Here is a 20,984-nt window from a genome sequence, read left to right as displayed (position 1 = left end):
TTCGCGTCGCGGCCGCATGCGTGGCGGACGGGAGTCGGCAGGCCCTAGCGGGGGTCGGCCTTGCCCCTGAGGGCGTCCCGCCGGGCCTGCGTGTCGGTCCGGCCGCCGGAGCGGTCCGGCTTCGGCTCCTGGTGCGGCGCGCAGGACGCGTGCCGTGCCGGGAGACGGCCCTCCAGCAGATAGGCGTCGAGGTGCGCGTTGACGCAGCCGTTGGGGCCGCCGGCGACGCCGTGCGTGCCCGCGTCCCGCTCGGTCACCAGCACCGAGCCGGCCAGCCGACGGTTCATCTCCACCGCCCCCTCGTAGGGCGCGGCCGCGTCCCGCTCGGCTGCCAGGATCAGCACCGGTGGCAGCTCACCCGGCCCGGTCCGCACGTCCAGCGGCCGCTGCCGGGGCGCCGGCCAGTAGGCGCACGGCAGGTTCATCCAGGCGTTGTCCCAGGTCTCGAAGGGCGCCACCCGGGCGAGCCGCGTGTTGTCGCGGTCCCACACCTTCCAGTCCGTCGGCCAGGAGGCGTCGTTGCACTCGACGGCCGTGTACACCGCCCTGCCGTTCTCCGCCTCGGCGGCCGTCTCGGTGTGCGGGGCCGCCAGCCGGACCAGCGGCTCCGGGTCGCCGTGGAGATAGGCCGACAGGGCCTGGGCCCGGCTCGGCCAGAAGTCGTCGTAGTACCCGGCCGTCAGGAACGCGTTCTGCAACTGGCCCGGGCCGACCTTGCCGCCCGCCGGCTTCCCGGCCAGCCGGTCCCGCGCGGTGTCGTAACTGCGCTGCACCCTCCCGGGGGTGGCGCCGAGCCGGTAGACGTCGTCGTGGCGGGCCATCCAGTCCCGGAAGTCCGCCCAGCGCTCCTCGAACGCGGCCGACTGGTCGAGGTTGCTGCGGTACCAGATCTTCTCCGGGTCCGGGTTCACCGACGAGTCCAGCACCATGCGCCGCAGGTGCGAGGGGAACATCGCCGCGTACAGCGCGCCGTAGTAGGTGCCGTACGACGCCCCCATGAACGTCAGCCGGCTCTCGCCCAGCGCGGCCCGCAGGACGTCCAGGTCACGGGCGTTGTTCAGCGAGGTGTAGTGGCGCAGCCCGCTGCCCGACCGCTGGGCGCAGCCCTTCGCGTACGCCTTCGCCTGGGCGATGCGCTGCCGTTTGTACGCCTCGGACGGATGCGTCGGTGACGCGGTGGGCGCCTTGAAGAACGTCTTGGGGTCCTCGCAGGACAGCGGCGCCGAGCGGCCCACCCCGCGCGGGGCGTAGCCGACCAGGTCGTAGGCGGCGGCGATGCGCTGCCACCCCGGCACCTGGCCGACCAGCGGGAAGTACATGCCGGAGCCGCCGGGGCCGCCCGGGTTGTAGACGAGGGCGCCCTGCCGGGGGACCTTGCGCTTGCTGTTGTTCGGGTCCTTCTGCGTGGCCCGGACGCGGCTCACGGTCAGTTCGATCCGCTTGCCGTCGGGGTGGGCGTAGTCCAGTGGGACGGTCACCGTGCCGCACTGCACACCGCTCGGCGCCTCGGGGACGTCGGCGGCGGAGCACGCCCCGAAGTCGATACCGGCAGCCCGGGCGCGGGCCACGGCCACCGCGATGCCGCGCAGTTCGGCCGCGCCGGGCGCCCCGGTCGCCCCGGGACCGCTGGGCGTGCCGTCTGCCGGGGCTGCGGCCAGCGTGGTCAGGAGCAAGGATCCGGCGGCCGAGTACAGCGCGGCAGCTCTCATCGCGTATCCCTTCGGTGCGCGGCGGCGATGGCACGACTGCCACGGCCCGACGCCAACAAAAGGGATATTTCGTACGGCAGTCGGGGAAGGCAAGCACCACCCGGCCGGTGTCGGCGCCAATGCCCCCTATGCGCCCCCTCGAGACGCCCTCACTCCCGCCACGGCTGATCGCGGTGGGTGAGGGCCGCACGCAGCTCCGGCTCCCCGATGGCGCGGATGCCGTCCACGGCGACGGCGGTGAGCAGCGACCGCTCGTCGCCGGCGGGCCCGCGGGTGAGTGTGCCCAGCAGCCGCTGCCCGGCGGGGGAGGCCCAGCGCGAGTACGGGTGCACCTCGATCCGGGCCAGGGCGAGGCAGCTCAGCGACAGCGCCAGCGGCAGCCCGAACCACAGGCCGACCAGCAGTCGTGGCGTCCCGCTCTGGACCGGCAGCAGCAGCGCGGCCGCGCCCAGCGCCACGACGGCCGGCACGGTGCCACGCACCCGGCGGACGGCGGCTCCCACGGTCCCGCCGGCTTCGTCGGGGACCGCGAGGCCTGCGCGCACCAGCCCGTCGGCCAGTCGGCGCACCGCCTCGGCCCCGGCCGCCCGTGCCCGCACCGGTCCGATCCGGCACTGGCCCTCCGGTCCTATCGCCCCTATGACGGACCGTTCCATCTCGTCCCGTCCCCGCGGGTCCACCACCGTGGCCCAGCCGGTGTGGGCGAGCAGCAGACGCCGTTGACGGGCCATGGACACCAGCGTCACGTCGGCGACCCGGGCCGGGCCGCCGGACAGGAAGGCCGCCTCGTAGAGGGTGAGATCGTGCGCTGGGCCGGTCGCCGTGACGTCCGCGTCCACGGAGGCCGCGCGCACGGCGGCGAGGCACAGCCGGGTGCACGCGGTGCCGGTGAGACCCCAGGCCAGCAGGAGGAAGAGGACCCAGAACATGACGTGTTTCTATGCCAGTGGCGCTTGAAAAGGCCATGCCCTGTTCACGATCCGGACGCAGCGTTGCCGGTATGTGACGTTCCGCTTTTCTCGCAGGTCAGGGGCCGCCCGGTGCCGCCACCGGGCTGGCCGTCGCCGGCGGCAGGGGGTACGTCTCGCTGGGCGAGGGTGTCACCGGGACCGCGGCGCCGGGGTCGACCGCCGGCGGGGGTGGCACGGGGGTGGGCGAGGCGGCCAGGTCCCGGGAGAGCGCGGCGAAGTCGACGTACCCCGTCGCCTCCAGGATCTTGATGTGGTCCAGGACGGTCGTGTTGGCGTCGTCGGCGAGGTCGCGGACCAGGGAGTTCTGGGTGCCGGCCCGGACCTGGGCGACCAGGGAGAACACGCGGCCGTGCGCCAGCCGCAGGATGCCGGCGAAACGGCGGTCGAAGTCCTGTCCTCGCGCGGACTCCAGGGTCGCCAGCCACTGCTTCTGCTGCTGGTTGGGTTCGTTGGGCAGCGGGACGCCGAGCTGGGTGGCGACCGTCCGCACGTGCGCGTCGAGCGAGGTGTGCCCGTCGACGAGGTGCTGTCCCGCCGTCCGCACGGCGGATGTGGTCCCCTCGCGCTCCGCCAGTTCCCCGGCGGGCAGCTCCCACAGCCCTGCCAGCCGCACCTTGGTGACGAAGTCCCGGTCCTGCGCGGACAGCGGGCCGTACGGGGTCGTGACGGTCTGCGCGCTCAGCACGTTCGCGGTGGCCGCGCCCTGCCGGTCGGCGTACGACCAGAGCGGAAACAGCAGCGCCGCGGCCGTCGCCGCCAGGCCGGTGATGATGAGCCCGGTGCCGCTGAATATGCCTCGGCCCTTGATCGGCGGTCGCGGTCGCATGACGCCTCCTGTACGACACCGCACACCAAGGGTGCTCGAGGGTGCGTGGGTGCGGCTTGGCATTTTACTGCGCACGCCGAGGCGCCCGGGACCACACCCCCGCCCCGCCCGACGCTTCGGCCGAGGTCACGGTCTGCCCTCCGGGTGGGGCGCGGGCTGCCCTCCGAGTGGGGGCGGTCCGGGCATTCCTCCGGTTGGTCCGGCGGGGCGTCGTCCCGGCTGAGGGCGGTCCGGGCAGCGCCCCGAAGGGGCGCGGGGAACTGCGCGACGGGCCGCGAGGCACCGGCACGCGTACACGCACCGGCGGCACCCGTACGGCACCCGTAGGGGCGCGGCGCCTGGTAGGGGCGCGGGGAATTGCGCGACGGGCCACGACGCACCGGCACGCGCACACGCACCGGCGGCACCGGTACCGCACCGGCAGGGATGCGGCGCCTGGTACGGGCGCGGGGAACCGCGCGACGGGCCACGACGTGCCGGCACGCGCACACGCACCGGCAGTAGGGGCGCGGGGAGCTGCGCGACAGGCCACGACGTGCCGGCACCCGCACCGGCAACCGCACCCGCCCCGCCCGCACACCCGGCCGCCCCTCCACGCGCCGGTCCACCGTGCGCCGCACGGGGCCGACCGGCGGCCCGTGCGCCGCAGCGGGGCGGATCCCCCGGCACCGTTCCCCTCGTGATCTCACCCCTTGAATCCGACCCTCGATCCGTCCCTCGGCGAGAGTGCCGGACGTGATGGGGGCGGGCGCGTTGATCGGCTCGTCCGTGGCTTCGTAGGGTGGACTGTCGTGAGCCAAGTTCCTGCCCCCGGTGACAGTCCCTTCCAGACCGAGCCCCATCCGCGCGATGAGGCCCCGCAGTTCGTGCTGCCCCTCGTCGTACGGATCGAGCGGAGCGCGCCGCCCGCCCGGACCGACGCGCTGGAGACCGCGGCCCGGGCCGTGCTCCTCTTCCTCGGCGACGAACGGGCGCGCGGTGAGGGCGAGTGGGCCGAGGCCGTGCGGAACTGGGAGGACGCGCGGATCCGTAAGGTGGTCCGCCGCGCCCGGGGCGCCGAGTGGCGGCGTGCGGAGGCGCTGCCCGGCATCACGGTGACCGGCAGGTCCGCGGAGGTCCGCGTCTTCCCGCCGATCCCGCTGGACGGCTGGCCCAAGGAGCTGGCGAAGCTCCAGGTGTCGGGCACCGAGCTGGACGACCCGGAGCCGCCCGCCGCGGCCGACCCCTCCCAGCCCGTGCTGTGGCTGAACCCGGAGCTGGAGATGTCGGCCGGCAAGGCGATGGCCCAGGCCGGGCACGGCGCCCAGTTGGCCTGGTGGGCACTGGACGACACCGAGCGCGCGGCGTGGCGCGACGCCGGTTTCCCCCTCGCCGTCCGCCCGGCCGACCCCGCCGACTGGCACCGGCTGACCACCGGCAGACTGCCACTGGTCCGGGACGCCGGTTTCACAGAAATCGCCCCGGGCTCCTGCACGGTCGTGGCCGATCATCCGGCGCTGCGGTAGGAGGACGGAAGTTCCGCGTCAGCCGCGCGGTGGCTCGTTCGGCACCATGCGTGGTGATCATCAGCCTGCCTGCCTGCCTGCCTGCCTGCCTGCCTGCCGATACGGACGACCGGCGGACACTCGGGCCGGAACCTCAAATGTTCCTCTGAACGCGGCAGCCGAGGGGTTCGGTGGCGGTCGGTGGGGCCATACCCCCCTCACTCGACGCACGAGGAACGGGCCGAGGAGGGGGGAGCGCCATGCGGCGACTGGGGACGGGGATCGGCTGGCGGCCGGAGATCGCCGACGCCGTGGAGGGCATGCCGGGCATCGACTGGGTGGAGGTCGTGGCGGAGAACGTCTGCCCGGGGCACGTTCCCGAGTCGCTGCTCCGGCTGCGCGAGCGCGGCGTGACGGTGATCCCGCACGGCGTCTCGCTCGGCCTGGGCGGTGCCGACCGCCCCGACGCCGGCCGGCTGACGGCGCTCGCCGAGCGGGTGGAGGCGCTCGGTGCTCCCCTGGTCACCGAGCACATCGCGTTCGTCCGGGCGGGCGGCGCGCTCACCGCCTCCCCGCCGCTGGAAGCCGGGCACCTGCTGCCCGTGCCACGCACCCGGGACGCGCTGGACGTGCTGTGCGAGAACGTCCGTATCGCCCAGGACGCGCTGCCGGTGCCGCTGGCCCTCGAGAACATCGCCGCGCTGTTCTCCTGGCCGGGCGAGGAACTGACCGAGGGGCAGTTCCTGTCCGAGCTGGTCGAGCGGACCGGTGTGCGGCTGCTCATCGACGTGGCCAATCTGCACACCAACCACGTCAACCGCGGCGAGGACCCGGCCGAGGCGCTCGGCGCGCTGCCGCTGGAGGCGATCGCCTACGTCCACGTCGCGGGCGGCTTCGAACGGGACGGCGTCTGGCACGACAGTCACGCGCACCCCGTACCGCCCCCGATCCTCGCCCTCCTGACCGACCTCGCGTCCCGGACCGCTCCCCCCGGGGTCCTGCTGGAACGGGACGACAACTTCCCCGAGCCGGGCGAGCTGGAGCGGGAGGTCTCCGCGATCCGCGACGCGGTGCGGGAGGGACGCGGACGGGCGGCCGGAGGAACGGCCGTCGCCGCGACCGGGATCGGGTCGGCGATCACGAACGCGACGGGGGGCGAGAACGGGGCCGGGGCCGGGATCGGGACCGTGACCGGGCGTACGGCGGTTGCGGACGACGATGCCGCCGGGGGCGGGAGCCCGGCCGCGATGGGCGCGGCGGGCGGGGGTGTCGCGGTCCTGGTACGGCCGGTGGCCGACGTCGGTGCCCGGGAAGCCGCCCGGGAGCGGCTCGGCGTCGCCCAGGCCGCGGTGCTGTCCGCGCTGGTGGCGGGGACGCCGGTGCCGGAGGGGTTCGACCGGGTGCGGATGGGCGTGCAGGCGCGGGCGCTCGCGGCGAAGCGGGCGGACGTCGTGGCGAAGGTGGCGCCCGAGTTGCCGGTGCTTCTCGGGACGCGATACCGGCCGGCGTTCCTGGAGTACGCGCGGGAGCGGCCGATGAGCGGGGGATACCGGCGCGACGCGCTGGACTTCGCCCACCACGTGGTGCGGGCGGGGCGGTCGGGGGACGCGGAGGTCCGGCGCGCCCTGCGGGAGTGGTGGCTGGACCGTGCCGGGCCGGCGCCCAGGTCTCAGGGGCCGGCGGTACGAATGGTGCGGGCGGCGCGAAGGGTGCTGCCGCGGAGGGTATGAGCCCGACGGCCAGTCCGCTGCGCCGGCGCCGCACCGCCCGTCGTTCAGCCCAGTGCGTCGCACGCCCGCCGGCAGCCCCCTGCGTCGCACCGTCCGCCGGGAGCGCCCTGCGTCGCGCCGCCCGTCGTTCAGCCCCCCACGTCGCGCCGCCCGTCGTTCAGCCCCGTGCGCCGTACCACCCGTCGTTCAGCCCCGCGCGCCGCACCGCCCGCCGGTCAGCCCGAGCAGGCGGTGCGTTGTGCCTCCTGCCACTCGCACACCGGGCAGAGCGTGATGCCCTTGTACGACTCCGGGTACTCCGTCGGCTCCCGGCACAGCACGCACTCCGCGTACGGCGGGCCGTCGGCCTTGGGAGGCCGGGTGGCGTCGATGATCGTGCAGTAATCCTCGTCGCTCATGGTTCCAGCGTAGGCCGTTCAGCGGTGCCCGCTGGTCTGGCCGATCAGCTCGGACACCTTCACGAACCGGTACCCGAGTCTGCGCAGCTCCGGTACGACCCTGCGGACGACCCGCTCGGTCGTCGGGGCGGCGCTGCGGGTGCAGTGCATGACCACCACCGACCCGGGCTTCACCCCGTCCAGCACCTGCCGGACCACCGCGTCGGCGTCCGTGGCGAACGCGTCACCGCTGATCACGTCCCACTGCACCGCCGTCACCCCGAGCCCGTCGATCGCGCGCAGGGCCTGCTGGTCGTAACAGCCGCCGGGGAAACGGAAGTACGGCATCGGATGCGGCACCCCCGCCTTGCGCAGGGAGGTGTACGCGCGCTCGACGTCCGCGCGCATCCGGTCCGCCCCGACGGTCGGCAGGCCGTAACAGTCGTCGGTGAACGCGTAGTGGCTGTAGGAGTGGTTGGCGACCTCGAACTGCGGGTCGTGGCCGAGGGCGCGGGCCTCGGCCGGGTACTGGTCGGCCCAGCGGCCGGTCATGAAGACGGTCGCCGGAACCTTCAGCGTGCGCAGGGCGGTGATGAGCCCCGGGTTGTCGAAGTGCTCGCCGGAGGCCGCGCGGGGCCCCTGGTCGGCGGTCATGTCGGCGTCGAAGGTCAGCGCGACGGTCTTGCCCATGGTGCGCGGGCCGTGCTCGAAGACCGGGGTGAGGCCGCCCGGACCCGGGGTGAGCACGGGTGGCCGCGTGGCGGAGGGGGAGGCGGACACGGAGGGCTTGGCCGGGCGCGGGGTGCCCGCGCCCGTGGTGCCGCAGGCGGCGAGTGCCGCGCCCAGGGCACAGACGGCGGTGATACGGCGTGCTAGAGGGATCACCGTACGAGCGTAGGACCGTATGTCCATTTGTATGGCGATATGGCCGTCGGTGTGGCGGCAGGGTCACCCGGGCGGCGGGGTGGCGGGCGGCGGCCGGCAGGCGGCGGGTGGACCCCCCGGCGCTCAGTCCAGGGTGCGCCGCTCCAGCGGCCGTACCGCCGGTCCCTGGATCACCTCGCCGTCGACGCCGAAGCGGGAGCCGTGGCAAGGGCATTCCCAGGCGCGCTCTGCCCGGTTGAACGAGACCAGGCAGCCGAGGTGGGTGCAGCGGGCCGACACGGCGTGCAGCGCGCCGGTGTCGTCGCGGTGCACGGCGAGCCGGTCACCGCCGGCCCGGACCAACGCGCCGTCGCCGGGCGCGAGGTCGTCCAGTGAGGCGGGCGGCTTCAGCCGGTCGCCGACGAAGTGCTTGGCGACCTCCGCCTGTGTCTTCAGCAACGACGGCGCCTCCCGGATCACCGACTTCAGCCGGCGCGGATCGTACAGCCCGCTCCAGGCCCGGTCCCCGCCGGTGATCAGGGCGGTCAGCAGCAGACCGGCCATGATGCCGCCGCTGAGCCCCCAGCCGCCGAAGCCCGTGGCCACGTACGTGTGCTTCGCGCCCGGGTGGAAGAGGCCCACCAGCGGGACGGTGTCGGTCGACTCGTTGTCCTGCGTGGCCCAGGCGTGCTCCAGGCGCACCCCGGGGAAGTGCTGCTCGGCCCAGGCGGCGAGCCGGTCGAAGCCGGCCCGCGGATCACCGGTGCCGGGAGTGAAGTGCTCCCCGGTGACGACGAGCAGCCGCTGGCCGTCCTCGCCGTACGGCGCGGTCCGCACCGAGCGGGTGTTCTCCTCGGGGGTGATGTACATGCCCTCCGGGTCCGGGCCGTCGCCCAGCGGGCCCGCGACGACCAGTTCGCGGCGCGGCGACAGCCGGGCGAACAGCAGAGCCCGGTCGAAGATCGGGTAATGGGTGGCGACCACGACGTCCCGGGCGGTCACGGTGTGCCCCGACTCGGTCGTCAGCCGGCAGGGCTCGCCGCCCTCGTGCAGCCCGACGACCCTCGTCTCCTCGTACACCCGGCCGCCGCGCGCGATCAGGTCGTCGGTGAGCGCCCGCAGGTACTTGACCGGGTGGAACTGCGCCTGCCCGGACACCCGGACGGCGCCCGCCACCGGGAACGGCAGCCCGGTCCGCGTCGTGAACGTGGCCGGCAGTCCCGCCTCCCGGGCGGCCTCCGCCTCCGCCCGCAGTTCCCCGGCCCGTGACTCGTCCCGCACATAGGTGCAGGCGTCCCGCACCTCCCACTCGCAGTCGATGCCCAGCTCCGTCACCAGCGCCGCCGCGTGCTCGATCGCCTCGGACTGCGAACGCGCGTACAGCCGCGCCGCCTCGGGGCCCCGGGTGCGCCGGAGCCGGTCGTAGACGAGGGTGTGCTGGGCGGTCAGCTTGGCGGTGGTGCAGCCGGTCACCCCGCCCGCCACCCGCCCGGCCTCCAGCACCGCCACCCGCAGCCCGGCCCGGGCCAGTTCATGGGCGGTACTGAGGCCCGCCATACCCGCGCCCACGACCGCCACGTCGACGTCGACGTCCTCGGCCAGGGCCGGGTGGGACCGCCCGGGGGCCGTCCGCAGCCAGTACGAACCGGTGACCTTCCGCTCCTCGCGCATGCGGCCCGGGTACCCCGTCCGTCCCGGCTCACGTCCGGCGCCACCCGGACGGGGAGAGCCGTGGGGGCCGAACGGCGGCCGGGGGCGGGACGGAAGCCCGGCGGCGAGGTGGGCGCAACGTCAGGGGAGCCGGGCCGGTTCCTCCCTGTCGAGGACGGGGCCCGCCAGCAGCCGTTCGCGGTATTCCGCCACGTCGAAGTCGGTCTTCGGGTACTGCGGGTCGAGGGCTGTCAGGTGCTCCAGCAGCAGCCGGCTGATCGCCCAGTTCCGGTACCACTTGCGGTCCGCCGGGACCAGGTACCACGGCGCGTTCGCCGTGGCGCAGTGTTCCAGGGCCAGTTCGTACGCCTCCTGGTAGGCGGGCCACAGGGCGCGCTCCTCGATGTCGCTCGGATCGAACTTCCAGCGCTTGTCCGGACGGTCGAGGCGGCGCAGCAGACGCCGCCTCTGCTCCTCGTAGGAGATGTGGAGAAAGCATTTGACGACGGTCACCCCGTCCTCGGCCAGCTCGCGCTCGAAGTCGTTGATCAGGCCGTAGCGACTGCCGATCTCGGCGGGCCGGGCCAGCCGCCGGACGCGGGCGATGAGGACGTCCTCGTAGTGCGAGCGGTCGAAGATGCCGATCTCGCCGGCTTCGGGCAGTGCGCGCCGCACCCGCCAGAGGAAGTCGTGCGCGCGTTCCTCCTCGGTGGGGGCCTTGAACGCCTTGATGCGGCAGCCGGACGGGTTGAACTGGCCGATGACGTGCTTGACCGTGCCGCCCTTGCCGCTCGTGTCCATGCCCTGCAGGACCAGCAGCACCCGTCGCCGGTCGCCCGCGGTGCCCGCCGCCCACAGCCGCTCCTGCAGTCCGGCCAGGCGCGCGCCCATCCGGGCGGTGTCCGCGCGGGCGGCCGCCTTGGTGTCCGGGGAGCCGGGGGTGGCCCGGGCGTCGTACGCGCCCAGCTCGATCCGCTCGCCGGACGGGAGCCGCAGCAGCTCCCGGAGTTCCTTGTCGTTCCGCTTCGCCACGGGCGCCCCTCCTCGTCCGGCCACTGTCGGAGCCGTCCACCGATGGTGCGCCCGGCCACCGGCCTTCGCCAGACCGGCGAGCGGGTACGGCCGCGCGCTCAGCCGGAGGCCGCCCCGGCCTCGCCGTTCGGTACGGGCCGTTCCGTACGCGCCTCCGTGACCGCCGCCGTTCCCGGTGCGTCGGGGACGGCGGCCTGTTCCGCGGCCGGACCGGTGACCGCGGGCGCTCCCAGCGCATCCGCGACCGTGGTGATCGCCTGCTGCGCCGCGTCGCCGTTCGACGCGGTCTGCGCTGTCGGTGCGGCGTCCGCCTTTCCCGGAGCGGCGGTCGCGCTCCGGCCCCCGGCGCTGTTCGGTGTCGTGGTCTGCGCGCCCCTCTCCAGGAAGTGCAGCAGCTCCACCGGGATCGGCAGGACCAGCGTGGAGTTCTTCTCGGCCGCCACCGCCATCACCGTCTGCAGCAGCCGCAGTTGGAGGGCGGCGGGCTGGTCGGACATCTGCTCGGCCGCCTCCGCGAGCTTCTTGGACGCCTGCAGTTCGGCGTCGGCGTTGATGATCCGGGCCCGGCGCTCCCGGTCCGCCTCGGCCTGGCGGGCCATGGACCGCTTCATGGTGTCCGGCAGGGACACGTCCTTGATCTCCACCCGGTCGACCTGGACGCCCCAGCCGACGGCCGGGCTGTCGATCATCAGCTCCAGGCCCTGGTTGAGCATCTCCCGGTTGGAGAGCAGGTCGTCCAGGTCGCTCTTGCCGATGATGGAGCGCAGCGAGGTCTGCGCCATCTGCGACACCGCGAACTTGTAGTCCTCCACCTTGACCAGCGCACTCGCGGGGTCGGCCACCCGGAAGTAGACGACCGCGTCCACGCGCACGGTGACGTTGTCGCGGGTGATGCCCTCCTGGGCCGGGATCGGCATCGTCACGATCTGCATGTTGACCTTGTGCAGCCGGTCCACGAACGGGATCACCATCGTCAGGCCCGGAGCGCGTAGGCCACCCGTGAGCCGCCCGAGCCGGAACAGCACACCGCGCTCGTACTGTTTGACCACCCGCGCCCCCATCGCCACGTACACGACGCCCACGGAGGCCGCCGCGGCGAGTGCGCCCAGCAGTTCCTGGATCATGATGACCTCCTCGTTCAGAGGTCGGGTCTGTCCGGTATTGCAACGATATGCCCGGGTGGGGGCGGAAGCCATGGGCCGGGCGGGGCACCGAGGGGCGTCGTCGCCCCGGCCCGGGGCCGGGGCGACCGCAGCAGCGGCTTCGCGCCGCCGCTGCTGCGGCCCGGAGGCGGTCCACGTCAGGCCGGGGCGCGAGGCGGTCCCCACCCTGAGCCGGACCGAGAGACCGCTCCCACCGGGCCGGGGTGGGCCGGAAGGCGGGCCTCACCCCGGTCTCACCCTGCCGGCGCCCGGGTCCGCTGCCGTGGTGCGGTCGGCGCGGTGACCTGTACCGGCTCGGTGCCCGCCGCGCTGTGCCGCAGTGCCCAGTTCTCCAGGGCCATGCGGCAGGCGTGGTCGAGGTGGTGGAGGTCGGAGAGGTCGAGGCGGACCGGGCGGTCCTGGGGGAGGGACTCCAGGCTGTCCAGGATCTTCGGCAGCCGCAGGAAGGTCGCGTTGCCGCCGAGGTGCGCCTCGATCGGGCCCGCCCCCTTGTCGACGACCTCCAGCCGGACGTGCGAGGCCTCCCAGGCCGTCTTGACCACGGCAAGCGCCAGCCCGATCAGCACGCCCTCGAACATGCTCACCGCCACGATCGAGATCGCGGTGACGGACAGGATCAGCGCCTCGCCCCGGTTCTCGCGCCACAGCACGGCCAGCGCCCGGACCGGCACCAGTTTGGCGCCCGCGTGGATCAGGATGCCGGCGAGGGCGGGGATCGGGATGTGGGCGAGCACGCCGGGCAGCAGTGCGGCGAACAGCAGCAGCCACACGCCGTGCAGGACACGGGAGGCCTTCGTCCGGGCACCCGCCTGCACGTTCGCCGCGCTGCGCACGATCACCGCGGTCATCGGCAGCGCGCCCAGCAGCCCGCAGACCGTGTTGCCGGCGCCCTGCGCGACCAGTTCCCGGTCGTACTCGGTGCGCGGCCCCGAGTGCAGCCGGTCCACGGCCGCCGCGCTGAACAGCGACTCGGCGGACGCGATGAGGGTGAAGGCGACGACCGTGCCGAGGGCGCCGACGCCGGCCAGTTCGCCGAAGGCGCTCAGCGGCGGTGGCTGGACCGAGTCCAGCAGACCGTGCACCTCGACGGTGGCAACCGGCAGGTTCAGCGCGAACGCGGCCAGCGTGGCGAGACCGACCGCGGCGAGCGGTGCGGGCAGCGCGCGCAGCTTCACCGGGGTGTGCCGCCACAGCAGCAGCACCGCGATGGTGCCGGCGCACACCGCGAGCGAGGTCAGCGCCTTTCCGTCGCCGAGGACGTCCAGGAAGGCTCCGGGCAGCCCGGCGATCTTGCCCAGTCCGGAGTCGGGGGCCTTGGCCGTCAGCGCCGGATACAGCTGGCCGGCTATGAGGACCAGACCGATTCCGGCCAGCATGCCCTCGACGACGGAGACCGAGATGGCGCGGAAGTAGCGGCCCAGCCTCAGCAGGCCCATGGCCACCTGGAGCAGGCCGGCGACGAGCACGATCGCGCCGAGCACCGGCAGACCGAACTCCTCGACCGCCTCGAAGACGAGCACGGTCATACCGGCGGCCGGCCCGGACACCTGCAGGCTGCTGCCGCGCATCAGCCCGGTGACGATGCCGCCGACGATGCCGGTCACCAGGCCCAGTTCGGCCGGCACCCCGGAGGCGACGGCCACCCCCACGCACAGCGGGAGGGCGACCAGGAACACCACGAGGGAGGCGGCGACGTCGTGCGCGAGATGCGGGAATCGGGATATGAGGGTGTTCTTCGGGGTCATCGGCGCGCTCACAGGGACTCGAAGGTGTCGGTCCGCGGGCGGTGCGTCCGGACGGCGCCGGTGTGCACCTCGTAGTACCAGGCGTGCAGGCCGAGCCGGCCCTGCGCCGACCTGCGCTCGACGCACGGGTACGAGCGCAGCCGCAGCAGCTGGGTCAGGACATGGCTCTGGACGGCCTCGGCGACCTCCGGGTCCTCGGCCGTGCCCGCCGGGCGCGGGGTGGCGTGCGCCAGCCAGTCGCGCACGGCCGGTACGGCGGTCAGGTCGTCGCCGCGCACCAGCGCGCCGACGGCGCCGCAGTGCGAGTGCCCGCAGACGACGATGTCGCGGACGCCGAGCACCTCCACGGCGTACTCGATGGTGGCGGCCTCGCCGGTGGGGTGCTGCGAGGCGTACGGCGGGACGATGTTGCCCGCGGTGCGCAGCTCGAACAGCTCGCCCGGGCGGGCGCCCGTGATCAGGGCCGGGACGACCCGGGAGTCGGAGCAGGTGATGAAGAGGACCTGGGGAGACTGGCCTTCGGCGAGCTTGGCGAACTCCTCAGGGCGCTGTCCGAAGGTACGGGCGTTGTCGATGAGGGGCTGCATGTGCGTGAGTTCCTCCTGGCGCGCCGCTCCGGCGCGTCGGACTTGAACGACGGTTGTGGGGGGGAGGGGGCGGCCCGGCTCGCGGCCGGACCAGGCCCGGTGTCAGCAGCGGAAGACCTGGAGCGCTGCCGGGGTGTGGGCTCTGGCGGTTCCCGGCGCCTGGCGCGGCGGGGTGCCCAGGGTGTCGGAGGGGTCGGCGGCGGCCGACCGGCCGGTTATGAGCGGGTGTTCCTGCGCCCAGCCGGAGGCCGAGCCGCGCTGGCGGTCGCGTACGTGGGGGATGCCCGCGGGTTCACCCGGGCGGCCCGGATCGCGGACCGTGTCCGCTCCGTCACGCACCGGCTTGGCGGGAGGGGTGCTTCCGGGCTCGGCCTTGGCCAACACCTGACCGGCTGTGTGCGCAGATGCGAAGGTTCCCGTGGGAGCGATGAGCTGAAGGGCGAGAAGAGCCGCGGCGAGGAGGCCGAGGAGGGTCCGGGCCGTCGCATCTCGGAACACGCGCCCCCCTTCCCCTCGTACGCATCTCTTGTGCACACCAAACATTGGTCAATGGATGGTCAAGAAACACGTTAACCCGGCTCGGTCCTTTGCAGGGTTAACTGCGCGTTACGCCCCCAAGAGAGCGTGAAAAGTGCGGGTGGCGTGGCGTGAACTCGCCCTTGACGCGCCGAGGGCCGGCGGCGATGTGCGGGCGGCCGCCAGGTCCTGCCTGACCATTCGCGTCGTCGCCCGAAGCGCGGCAGACGCGAATGGTCCGACAGGTGCCTAGGAGCCGACGAGCCCCTTCGCGTCGCGTGCCAGCGCGGTGAGCCGCGATATCGCGCGGAAGTACTTCTTGCGGTAGCCGCCGTTCAGCATGTCCTCGCTGAACAGCTTGTCGAACGGCAGCCCCGAGGCCAGCACCGGGACCTCGCGGTCGTAGAGCCGGTCCGCGAGCACCACCAGCCGGAGCGCGGTCGACTGGTCCGGCACCGGCCGCACACCGGTGAGGCACACCGCCGTCAGTCCGTCGGTCAGCGCGCCGTACCGGCTCGGGTGCACCTTGGCGAGGTGGTCCAGCAGGTGCGGGAAGTCGTCCAGTGAGGCGCCCGCGGTGGCGTACGCCGCCTTGGCCACCTCCTCGTCGGTGAAGGGGGCCGGCGCCTCCGGCAGGCCGCGGTGGCGGTAGTCCTCGCCGTCGATGCGCAGGGCGTGGAAGTGCGCCGACAGACCCTGGATCTCGCGCAGGAAGTCGGCGGCGGCGAACCGGCCCTCGCCCAGCTTGCCGGGCAGCGTGTTGGAGGTGGCGGCGAGCGCCACGCCCGCCTCGACCAGCCTGCCGAGCAGCGTGGACACCAGGACGGTGTCGCCCGGGTCGTCCAGCTCGAACTCGTCGATGCACAGCAGGCGGTGGCCGCTGAGCGTCCGCACCGTCTGCTGGAAGCCGAGCGCGCCGACGAGGTTGGTCAGCTCCACGAAGGTGCCGAACGCCTTGAGCGCGGGCTCGGCCGGGGTGGCGTGCCACAGCGAGGCGAGCAGATGGGTCTTGCCGACGCCGTAGCCGCCGTCGAGGTACACCCCGCGCGGCCCGGCCGGGGCCTTGGCGGCCCTGCCCCTGCCGAAGCCGAGGAAGCCGCGCTTGCCGGAGCCGGAGGCGTGCGCACCGCCGAGCCCGGCCGCGAAGCGCTCCAGCACCCGTACGGCCTCGGTCTGGCTGGGCTGGTTCGGGTCCGGCAGGTAGGTGGCGAAGCGCACCGAGTCGAAGCGCGGCGGCGGCACCATCTCGGCGACCAGCCGGTCGGCGGGCACGTGCGGCTCGCGGGCGCACAGGGAGAGGGGGCCCGCGTCGGTCAGGGATCCGGAGGCGGTGCTGGAGGACGACACGGTCACCCATGCTAAGCGCCGTGTCACACTGCACGGCATGCGACGCCTGTTCCCTGTGACCGACGAGACAGCAGCCCGGACCCTCGGCGGTGGCGGGGAGGGGCAGGGGGCGAGCGGGGCCGCCGGGGCCCAGGGGGTCCGCGCCGGCGAAGCGCCCGCGGGGACGCGTGGGGCCGCCGCCCAGGAGGACCGGGACTGGAGCCTGGCCGAGCTGGCCGCGGCCTATGCCTACCCCGAGCCCGAACCCGAGCCCGAGCAGGGTGCCCGCCGGCCGTGGCTGCGCGCCAACATGGTCTCCACCCTCGACGGCGCCGCCCAGCACGAAGGGCGCTCCCAGCCCATCTCCAGCGCCGCCGACATGCGGATCTTCGGCACGCTGCGGGCGCTCGCGGACGTCGTCGTGGTGGGCGCGGAAACGGTACGGCAGGAGGGGTACCACCCGGCGAAGGCGCGTGCCGAGTTCGCCGCCGCGCGCCAGGCCGCGGGACAGGGGCCGGCCCCCGCGATCGCCGTCGTCACCGCGAGCCTGGACCTGGACTTCTCCCTCCCGCTGTTCACCTCGCCGGTGGTCCCCACCATCGTCCTCACCGGTGCCGCCGCGGCCCCCGAGCGGGTCGCCGCCGCCGAGAAGGCCGGCGCCCGGGTGGTGGTCGCCGGCGAGGGGATGGGGGTCGAGCCGGCGCGCGCGGTGCGTGCCCTTGCCGACCTCGGGCACACCCGGCTGCTCACTGAGGGCGGCCCCCGGCTGCTCGGCCAGCTGATCGCCGCCGAGGTGCTGGACGAGCTGTGCCTCACGGTCTCGCCGATGCTCACCGCGGGAGACGCGCAGCGCATCGCCGGGGGGCCGTCGGTCGCCGTACCGCGCCGGTTCGAGCTCGTGTCCCTCCTGGCCGAGGACGGTTTTCTGTTCAGTCGTTACCGCCGGCCCTGAGCTGAATGGAATCTATCGTTCCGTTTCGCTCACGGCGGGCAAACTTAGTCCGGCAGTACCCGTGCGATCACGGGGAAGGATGGTTTCCGCAGGGGCCTTGTCCCGGGCCCACGGAGGAGAAGAGGCGTTTGGTGTTCACAAGCGTTCTGATGATCGAGAAGGCCATGACGTCCGCTGACGTGGAGTTCGTCACCACCTTGCACGGAGACGAGCCGGTCCGGTTCCACGTGCTGCTGCAACCGCGCGGTGACCAGGCGGACCGCCTGCTGCGGGCCATCGACGACATCGCGCTTGGCGAACTCGACGAGGCCGTACGGGAAGGGGAGACGCCGGAGGGCGAGGAGGCCCGGAGCGTGGGGCAGCGGGCCCTCGACGTCTCGGTGGAGGCGTTGCGCTCCGCGGGGAGCCGGGCGGAGGGGCGGCTGGTCGAGGACCACCCGCTGGACGCGCTCAAGGCGCTGGTGGCGGAGGCGGGGGCCGACGAGGTGATCGTGCTGACCGATCCGCACTACGTGGAGGAGTTCTTCCACCGGGACTGGGCCTCGCGGGCCCGGCACCGGGTCGGGGTGCCGGTGCTGAAGTTGTTCTCGCACAGCAAGGCGTAGCGCTTCGCTCCGCTCGGGGGGCCGTTTCGGGGCGGGGGCGGCGCGTTTTGCGGGGGCGGGTGCGGCGTGGCCGGTCGCGCGGCCCCGCGCCCCTGGGCCGGCTCGCCTGGCGTTCGTGGACGGGCTCAGGCGCGCCCCTGGGCCGGCTCGAGTGGCGTTCCCGGGCGCCTCGCGTCGCCGGGGCGGCTCGTCTCGTGCCCCCCGGTGGAGCGGCTCGTCTCATGCCCCCCCGGTGGGGCCGTTCTTCTCGTGCCCCCCGGTGGTCCCGGGCCGTGGCTCGGCTGCTGGGGTGGTGCGGCTCGCGCCCCTTGCGGAGTGGGCGCGGTGGGAGCGCATAGGCTAGGCGTGCTTCCAACACGCACCGTCTCTGGGGAGAACGCATGGCATCCGGCCTTCCTGCCGCCATGGACCGACCGCACTTCATCGGCATCGGCGGCGCCGGGATGTCGGGCATCGCCAAGATCCTCGCGCAGCGTGGCGCGAAGGTCGCCGGCAGTGACGCCAAGGACTCGGCCACCGCCGAGGCGCTGCGGGCGCTCGGCGCGACCGTGCACATCGGGCACGCGGCCGAGCACCTCGCCGACGACGCGAGCTGTGTCGTCGTGTCGTCGGCGATCCGCCAGGACAACCCCGAGCTGGCCCGCGCCGCCGCGCTGGGCATCCCGGTGGTGCACCGCTCGGACGCGCTGGCCGCGCTGATGGAGGGGCTGCGCCCGATCGCCGTGGCCGGCACCCACGGCAAGACCACCACCACCTCGATGCTGGCGGTCTCCCTGACCGCGCTGGGCCTGAAGCCGTCGTACGCGATCGGCGGCGACCTGGACGCGCCCGGCTCCAACGCGCTGCACGGTGAGGGCGACATCTTCGTCGCCGAGGCCGACGAATCGGACCGCAGCTTCCACAAGTACGCGCCCGACGTCGCCATCGTCCTCAACGTCGAGCTCGACCACCATGCCAACTACGCCTCCATGGACGAGATCTACGAGTCCTTCGAGACGTTCGTCGACCGCGTCACCGAGGGCGGCACGCTGGTCGTCTCCGCGGACCAGGAGGGCGCGCGCGAGCTGACCCGCCGGGTGGCGGGGCGTGCGGTGCGGGTGGTGACGTACGGCGAGGCGCAGGACGCCGACGTGCGTGTGCTGTCCGTGCTGCCCCAGGGGCTCAAGAGCGAGGTGACGGTCCTCCTGGACGGACGGGAACTCACCTTCACGGTCTCCGTCCCCGGCCGCCACTACGCCCTCAACGCGGTCGCGGCGCTCGCCGCCGGCGCCGCCCTCGGCATCCCGGCCGACGCACTGGCCCCGGCGCTGGCCGCCTACACCGGTGTGAAGCGCCGGCTCCAGCTGAAGGGCGAGGCCGCGGGCGTCCAGGTGATCGACTCCTACGCCCACCACCCGACCGAGATGACCGCCGACCTGGAGGCCATGCGTGCCGCCGCCGGCGGCTCCCGCATCCTCGTGGTCTTCCAGCCGCACCTGTTCTCCCGCACCCAGGAGCTGGGCAAGGAGATGGGGCAGGCGCTCGCGCTCACCGACACCTCGGTCGTGCTCGACATCTACCCGGCCCGGGAAGACCCGATCCCCGGGGTGACCAGCGAGCTGATCATCGAGGCCGCGCGCGCCGCGGGCGCCGACGTCACCGCCGTGCACGACAAGGGGGAGATCCCCGCGGTGATCACGGGAATGGCGAAGCCCGGTGATCTCGTTCTCACCATGGGCGCGGGTGACGTGACGGACCTGGGCCCGCTGATCCTGGACCGTCTGTCGCAGCAGTGAAGGGGCTGAGGCTCATGTCGTACGACGTCGAGAAGCCGGAAGAGCAGTGGCGTGCGGAGCTGAACCCGGCGGAGTTCGCCGTGCTGCGCCAGGCCGGCACCGAGCCGGCCTACACCGGTGAGTACACGGACACCAAGACCGAGGGCGTCTACTCCTGCCGTGCCTGCGGTGCCGAACTGTTCACCTCCGACACCAAGTTCGAGTCGCACTGCGGCTGGCCGTCCTTCTACGACCCGAAGGACACCGACGCGGTGGAGCTGGTCCAGGACCGGTCCCACGGCATGGTCCGGACCGAGGTGCGGTGTGCCCGCTGCGGCTCTCACCTCGGGCACGTGTTCGAGGGTGAGGGGTATCCGACCCCGACCGACCAGCGGTACTGCATCAACTCGATCTCCCTGCGGCTGGCCCCCGCGGAGGGCTGACCGGCCGGGGTCCGCCAGGACCTGGGGGAGCGCCCGGGCCAGGGGCGACGGCTGCGCCTGGTGCTCCGCTCGCTCGGGTTCGAGACTCTGCGGGGGTGTCGGGTGTGGCGCGCTGGATCCAGTCCCGTCGTAGGCCCCCTCCCTTCGGCAGTGCGCACCGTGACGACGGCGGCACCGGAGACGCGGTCGGCCAGGTCCGCGGCGTCCACCAGGGCGAGCGCGGCGGCCCGGGCAAGAGCCCGCAGCGCGATTCGGCGCGTTGCGGCAGGGGCGCGGCGCGCTGCGGCAGGCCCTGGCCGCCATCGGTACGGCCTTCGACGAGCCCACGACCTGCGCCGAGCCCGACCCGCGCCGCCGTCCAGCGGGTCGGCGGAGCCGCAGCCGTGATGCGCCGCGCGGGGCACGCCGTCTCCGCGTACGAGGCGGTCGACGGCGACGCCGACACACGCTCCCCGACGCCCGCCGGGCCGCCGCGCTGGCCCGCGAGGCGGGTGTGCCGGGGGTCGGCGCGGCGCCGCCGCCCGTCTGCCGGTCCGCGTCGACCCGGGGTGCGGCCAGATCACGCCGGCCGGCGCCGGCCATCCGCCGCCCGTGCCCATCGCCGAGGAGGGGGAGGTGGCACTGGTGCCCGTCCCCGTCGGACCGCCGCTGGGGACCGGGCTGGGCGGGTCGGTGTCCGCACCGCCTTCGGCGACCCCGAAAACTGCGTCACCCGCAGCCCCGTGAACGTCTCCCCCCACACATGCTCAGCCCTGGACACCCCGGCCGTACACGGGAGATGTCCTGTTCAAAGCCTTGTGCGACGCCCTTCAGTTGATGATTTCGGCGCGGTCGTCCGTGCGGATCGCGGCCAGCCGGTCCCGCCACATCTGGAGAGCTTCGGGTGTCTGCCGCGTCCAGTCGGTGACCTCACCAACGATCCGGAGCGGTTCCCTGCTGCGATAGGAGCGGGTGGGGTTGCCGGGGAACTTCTTGTCGGTGACGTTCGGATCGTTCTCGAACTCCCCGGTCGGCTCGACGACGTACACGCGCGGGGCTCCGTCGCCCGCGGCGAGTTCGGCGGCGAGTCCCGCGCCGTCGCGCAACGCGGTGAAGTAGATGTGGTTCATCACGATTTCGGGCCGGTAGTTGGAACGGAAACCGGCGGTGAGGTGATCTCCGATCCGCAGCTCGGCCTTTGTGCCGTGAAAGAACGGCCCCTCGTCCACAACCTCGTCCATCGCCACAGGTTATCAACGCACGCTGTCGTG

At 73.7% G+C, this 20,984-nt stretch carries 19 protein-coding genes and 1 pseudogene; 6 read left to right on the top strand and 14 right to left on the bottom strand.

The features are described from left to right. Positions 1 to 44 precede the first annotated feature (44 nt). The 3 genes from ABVB68_RS04640 to ABVB68_RS04630 form a co-directional block, all read right to left on the bottom strand. A complete protein-coding gene (locus ABVB68_RS04640) occupies positions 45 to 1,709 on the bottom strand; it encodes an alpha/beta hydrolase (protein WP_353599558.1) in 1,665 nt (554 codons plus the stop codon). Between the two features lie 149 nt (positions 1,710 to 1,858). Further along, a complete protein-coding gene (locus ABVB68_RS04635; RefSeq protein WP_353599557.1) occupies positions 1,859 to 2,638 on the bottom strand; it encodes a TIGR04222 domain-containing membrane protein in 780 nt (259 codons plus the stop codon). Between the two features lie 97 nt (positions 2,639 to 2,735). Continuing rightward, on the bottom strand, positions 2,736 to 3,506 hold the full coding sequence (locus ABVB68_RS04630) for a DUF4142 domain-containing protein (protein ID WP_353599556.1): 771 nt from the start codon (positions 3,504 to 3,506) through the stop codon (positions 2,736 to 2,738). A gap of 791 nt (positions 3,507 to 4,297) precedes the next feature. Here ABVB68_RS04630 and ABVB68_RS04625 point away from each other — a divergent pair. Further along, complete coding sequence (locus ABVB68_RS04625; RefSeq protein WP_353599555.1) at positions 4,298 to 5,011, top strand: peptidyl-tRNA hydrolase; 714 nt, start codon at positions 4,298 to 4,300, stop codon at positions 5,009 to 5,011. A 239-nt stretch (positions 5,012 to 5,250) separates the two neighbouring features. Next, the gene (locus ABVB68_RS04620; protein ID WP_353599554.1) at positions 5,251 to 6,720 is read left to right on the top strand and encodes an MbnB/TglH/ChrH family RiPP precursor modification enzyme; all 1,470 of its coding nucleotides are present in this window, start codon (positions 5,251 to 5,253) and stop codon (positions 6,718 to 6,720) included. Positions 6,721 to 6,935: 215 nt separating this feature from the next. Here the strand turns inward: ABVB68_RS04620 and ABVB68_RS04615 are convergent, their stop codons facing one another. The 9 genes from ABVB68_RS04615 to zapE all read right to left on the bottom strand — a co-directional run bounded on the left by ABVB68_RS04615 (position 6,936) and on the right by zapE (position 16,001). Then, positions 6,936 to 7,118: a hypothetical protein gene (locus ABVB68_RS04615; RefSeq protein ID WP_353599553.1), complete on the bottom strand. Its 183-nt coding sequence runs from the start codon at positions 7,116 to 7,118 to the stop codon at positions 6,936 to 6,938. A gap of 18 nt (positions 7,119 to 7,136) precedes the next feature. Continuing rightward, entirely contained in the window at positions 7,137 to 7,982 is an 846-nt protein-coding gene (locus ABVB68_RS04610) for a polysaccharide deacetylase family protein (protein WP_353599552.1), read from the bottom strand. Positions 7,983 to 8,105: 123 nt separating this feature from the next. After that, the gene (locus tag ABVB68_RS04605; RefSeq protein WP_353599551.1) at positions 8,106 to 9,632 is read right to left on the bottom strand and encodes an FAD-dependent oxidoreductase; all 1,527 of its coding nucleotides are present in this window, start codon (positions 9,630 to 9,632) and stop codon (positions 8,106 to 8,108) included. Between the two features lie 120 nt (positions 9,633 to 9,752). Beyond that, positions 9,753 to 10,643 carry a PPK2 family polyphosphate kinase gene (locus ABVB68_RS04600; protein WP_353599550.1) on the bottom strand — a complete coding sequence of 297 codons (891 nt, stop codon included), beginning with the start codon at positions 10,641 to 10,643 and terminating at the stop codon, positions 9,753 to 9,755. Between the two features lie 98 nt (positions 10,644 to 10,741). Next, complete coding sequence (locus ABVB68_RS04595) at positions 10,742 to 11,767, bottom strand: slipin family protein (protein WP_353599549.1); 1,026 nt, start codon at positions 11,765 to 11,767, stop codon at positions 10,742 to 10,744. A 272-nt stretch (positions 11,768 to 12,039) separates the two neighbouring features. Beyond that, positions 12,040 to 13,551 (bottom strand): SulP family inorganic anion transporter, encoded by a 1,512-nt coding sequence (locus ABVB68_RS04590; RefSeq protein WP_353599548.1) that lies wholly within the window; start codon positions 13,549 to 13,551, stop codon positions 12,040 to 12,042. An 8-nt stretch (positions 13,552 to 13,559) separates the two neighbouring features. Then, a complete protein-coding gene (locus tag ABVB68_RS04585; RefSeq protein WP_353599547.1) occupies positions 13,560 to 14,138 on the bottom strand; it encodes a carbonic anhydrase in 579 nt (192 codons plus the stop codon). Between the two features lie 102 nt (positions 14,139 to 14,240). Next, complete coding sequence (locus ABVB68_RS04580; protein ID WP_353599546.1) at positions 14,241 to 14,636, bottom strand: hypothetical protein; 396 nt, start codon at positions 14,634 to 14,636, stop codon at positions 14,241 to 14,243. Positions 14,637 to 14,903: 267 nt separating this feature from the next. Continuing rightward, positions 14,904 to 16,001 (bottom strand): cell division protein ZapE, encoded by a 1,098-nt coding sequence (gene zapE / locus ABVB68_RS04575; RefSeq protein WP_353599545.1) that lies wholly within the window; start codon positions 15,999 to 16,001, stop codon positions 14,904 to 14,906. A 37-nt stretch (positions 16,002 to 16,038) separates the two neighbouring features. On the opposite strand from zapE, the gene ABVB68_RS04570 reads away from it, so the two are divergent. The 4 genes from ABVB68_RS04570 to msrB all read left to right on the top strand — a co-directional run bounded on the left by ABVB68_RS04570 (position 16,039) and on the right by msrB (position 19,734). After that, the gene (locus ABVB68_RS04570) at positions 16,039 to 16,932 is read left to right on the top strand and encodes a pyrimidine reductase family protein (protein ID WP_353599544.1); all 894 of its coding nucleotides are present in this window, start codon (positions 16,039 to 16,041) and stop codon (positions 16,930 to 16,932) included. Positions 16,933 to 17,063: 131 nt separating this feature from the next. Then, positions 17,064 to 17,537 (top strand): indole-3-glycerol phosphate synthase, encoded by a 474-nt coding sequence (locus ABVB68_RS04565; protein WP_353599543.1) that lies wholly within the window; start codon positions 17,064 to 17,066, stop codon positions 17,535 to 17,537. A 380-nt stretch (positions 17,538 to 17,917) separates the two neighbouring features. After that, on the top strand, positions 17,918 to 19,312 hold the full coding sequence (murC, locus tag ABVB68_RS04560) for a UDP-N-acetylmuramate--L-alanine ligase (RefSeq protein WP_353599542.1): 1,395 nt from the start codon (positions 17,918 to 17,920) through the stop codon (positions 19,310 to 19,312). A 14-nt stretch (positions 19,313 to 19,326) separates the two neighbouring features. Next, the gene (gene msrB / locus ABVB68_RS04555) at positions 19,327 to 19,734 is read left to right on the top strand and encodes a peptide-methionine (R)-S-oxide reductase MsrB (RefSeq protein ID WP_353599541.1); all 408 of its coding nucleotides are present in this window, start codon (positions 19,327 to 19,329) and stop codon (positions 19,732 to 19,734) included. Positions 19,735 to 20,410: 676 nt separating this feature from the next. Here msrB and ABVB68_RS04550 read toward each other — a convergent pair. Both ABVB68_RS04550 and arr read right to left on the bottom strand, forming a co-directional pair. Beyond that, a pseudogene (locus tag ABVB68_RS04550) lies at positions 20,411 to 20,494 on the bottom strand (IS5/IS1182 family transposase); the annotation flags it as partial. A gap of 49 nt (positions 20,495 to 20,543) precedes the next feature. Beyond that, positions 20,544 to 20,954 carry an NAD(+)--rifampin ADP-ribosyltransferase gene (arr, locus tag ABVB68_RS04545; protein WP_353599540.1) on the bottom strand — a complete coding sequence of 137 codons (411 nt, stop codon included), beginning with the start codon at positions 20,952 to 20,954 and terminating at the stop codon, positions 20,544 to 20,546. Positions 20,955 to 20,984: the final 30 nt, after the last annotated feature.

The sequence above is a fragment of the Streptomyces sp. NPDC096012 genome (assembly GCF_040426375.1).
Lineage (GTDB): Bacteria > Actinomycetota > Actinomycetes > Streptomycetales > Streptomycetaceae > Streptomyces.
The sequence above is the reverse complement of the archived record's forward strand: the minus strand, read 5'-3'. Positions and strand labels throughout refer to the sequence as shown.

Excerpts from the sequence above, each read along its gene's own strand:
- ABVB68_RS04615 (WP_353599553.1), bottom strand. The coding sequence starts at position 7,118 with ATGAGCGACGAGGATTACTGCACGATCATCGACGCCACCCGGCCTCCC.
- murC (WP_353599542.1), top strand. The coding sequence starts at position 17,918 with ATGGCATCCGGCCTTCCTGCCGCCATGGACCGACCGCACTTCATCGGC.
- ABVB68_RS04570 (WP_353599544.1), top strand. The coding sequence starts at position 16,039 with ATGCGACGCCTGTTCCCTGTGACCGACGAGACAGCAGCCCGGACCCTC.
- ABVB68_RS04585 (WP_353599547.1), bottom strand. The coding sequence starts at position 14,138 with ATGCAGCCCCTCATCGACAACGCCCGTACCTTCGGACAGCGCCCTGAG.
- ABVB68_RS04630 (WP_353599556.1), bottom strand. The coding sequence starts at position 3,506 with ATGCGACCGCGACCGCCGATCAAGGGCCGAGGCATATTCAGCGGCACC.
- ABVB68_RS04590 (WP_353599548.1), bottom strand. The coding sequence starts at position 13,551 with ATGACCCCGAAGAACACCCTCATATCCCGATTCCCGCATCTCGCGCAC.
- ABVB68_RS04635 (WP_353599557.1), bottom strand. The coding sequence starts at position 2,638 with ATGTTCTGGGTCCTCTTCCTCCTGCTGGCCTGGGGTCTCACCGGCACC.
- ABVB68_RS04620 (WP_353599554.1), top strand. The coding sequence starts at position 5,251 with ATGCGGCGACTGGGGACGGGGATCGGCTGGCGGCCGGAGATCGCCGAC.
- ABVB68_RS04595 (WP_353599549.1), bottom strand. The coding sequence starts at position 11,767 with ATGATCCAGGAACTGCTGGGCGCACTCGCCGCGGCGGCCTCCGTGGGC.
- arr (WP_353599540.1), bottom strand. The coding sequence starts at position 20,954 with ATGGACGAGGTTGTGGACGAGGGGCCGTTCTTTCACGGCACAAAGGCC.
- ABVB68_RS04605 (WP_353599551.1), bottom strand. The coding sequence starts at position 9,632 with ATGCGCGAGGAGCGGAAGGTCACCGGTTCGTACTGGCTGCGGACGGCC.
- ABVB68_RS04640 (WP_353599558.1), bottom strand. The coding sequence starts at position 1,709 with ATGAGAGCTGCCGCGCTGTACTCGGCCGCCGGATCCTTGCTCCTGACC.
- msrB (WP_353599541.1), top strand. The coding sequence starts at position 19,327 with ATGTCGTACGACGTCGAGAAGCCGGAAGAGCAGTGGCGTGCGGAGCTG.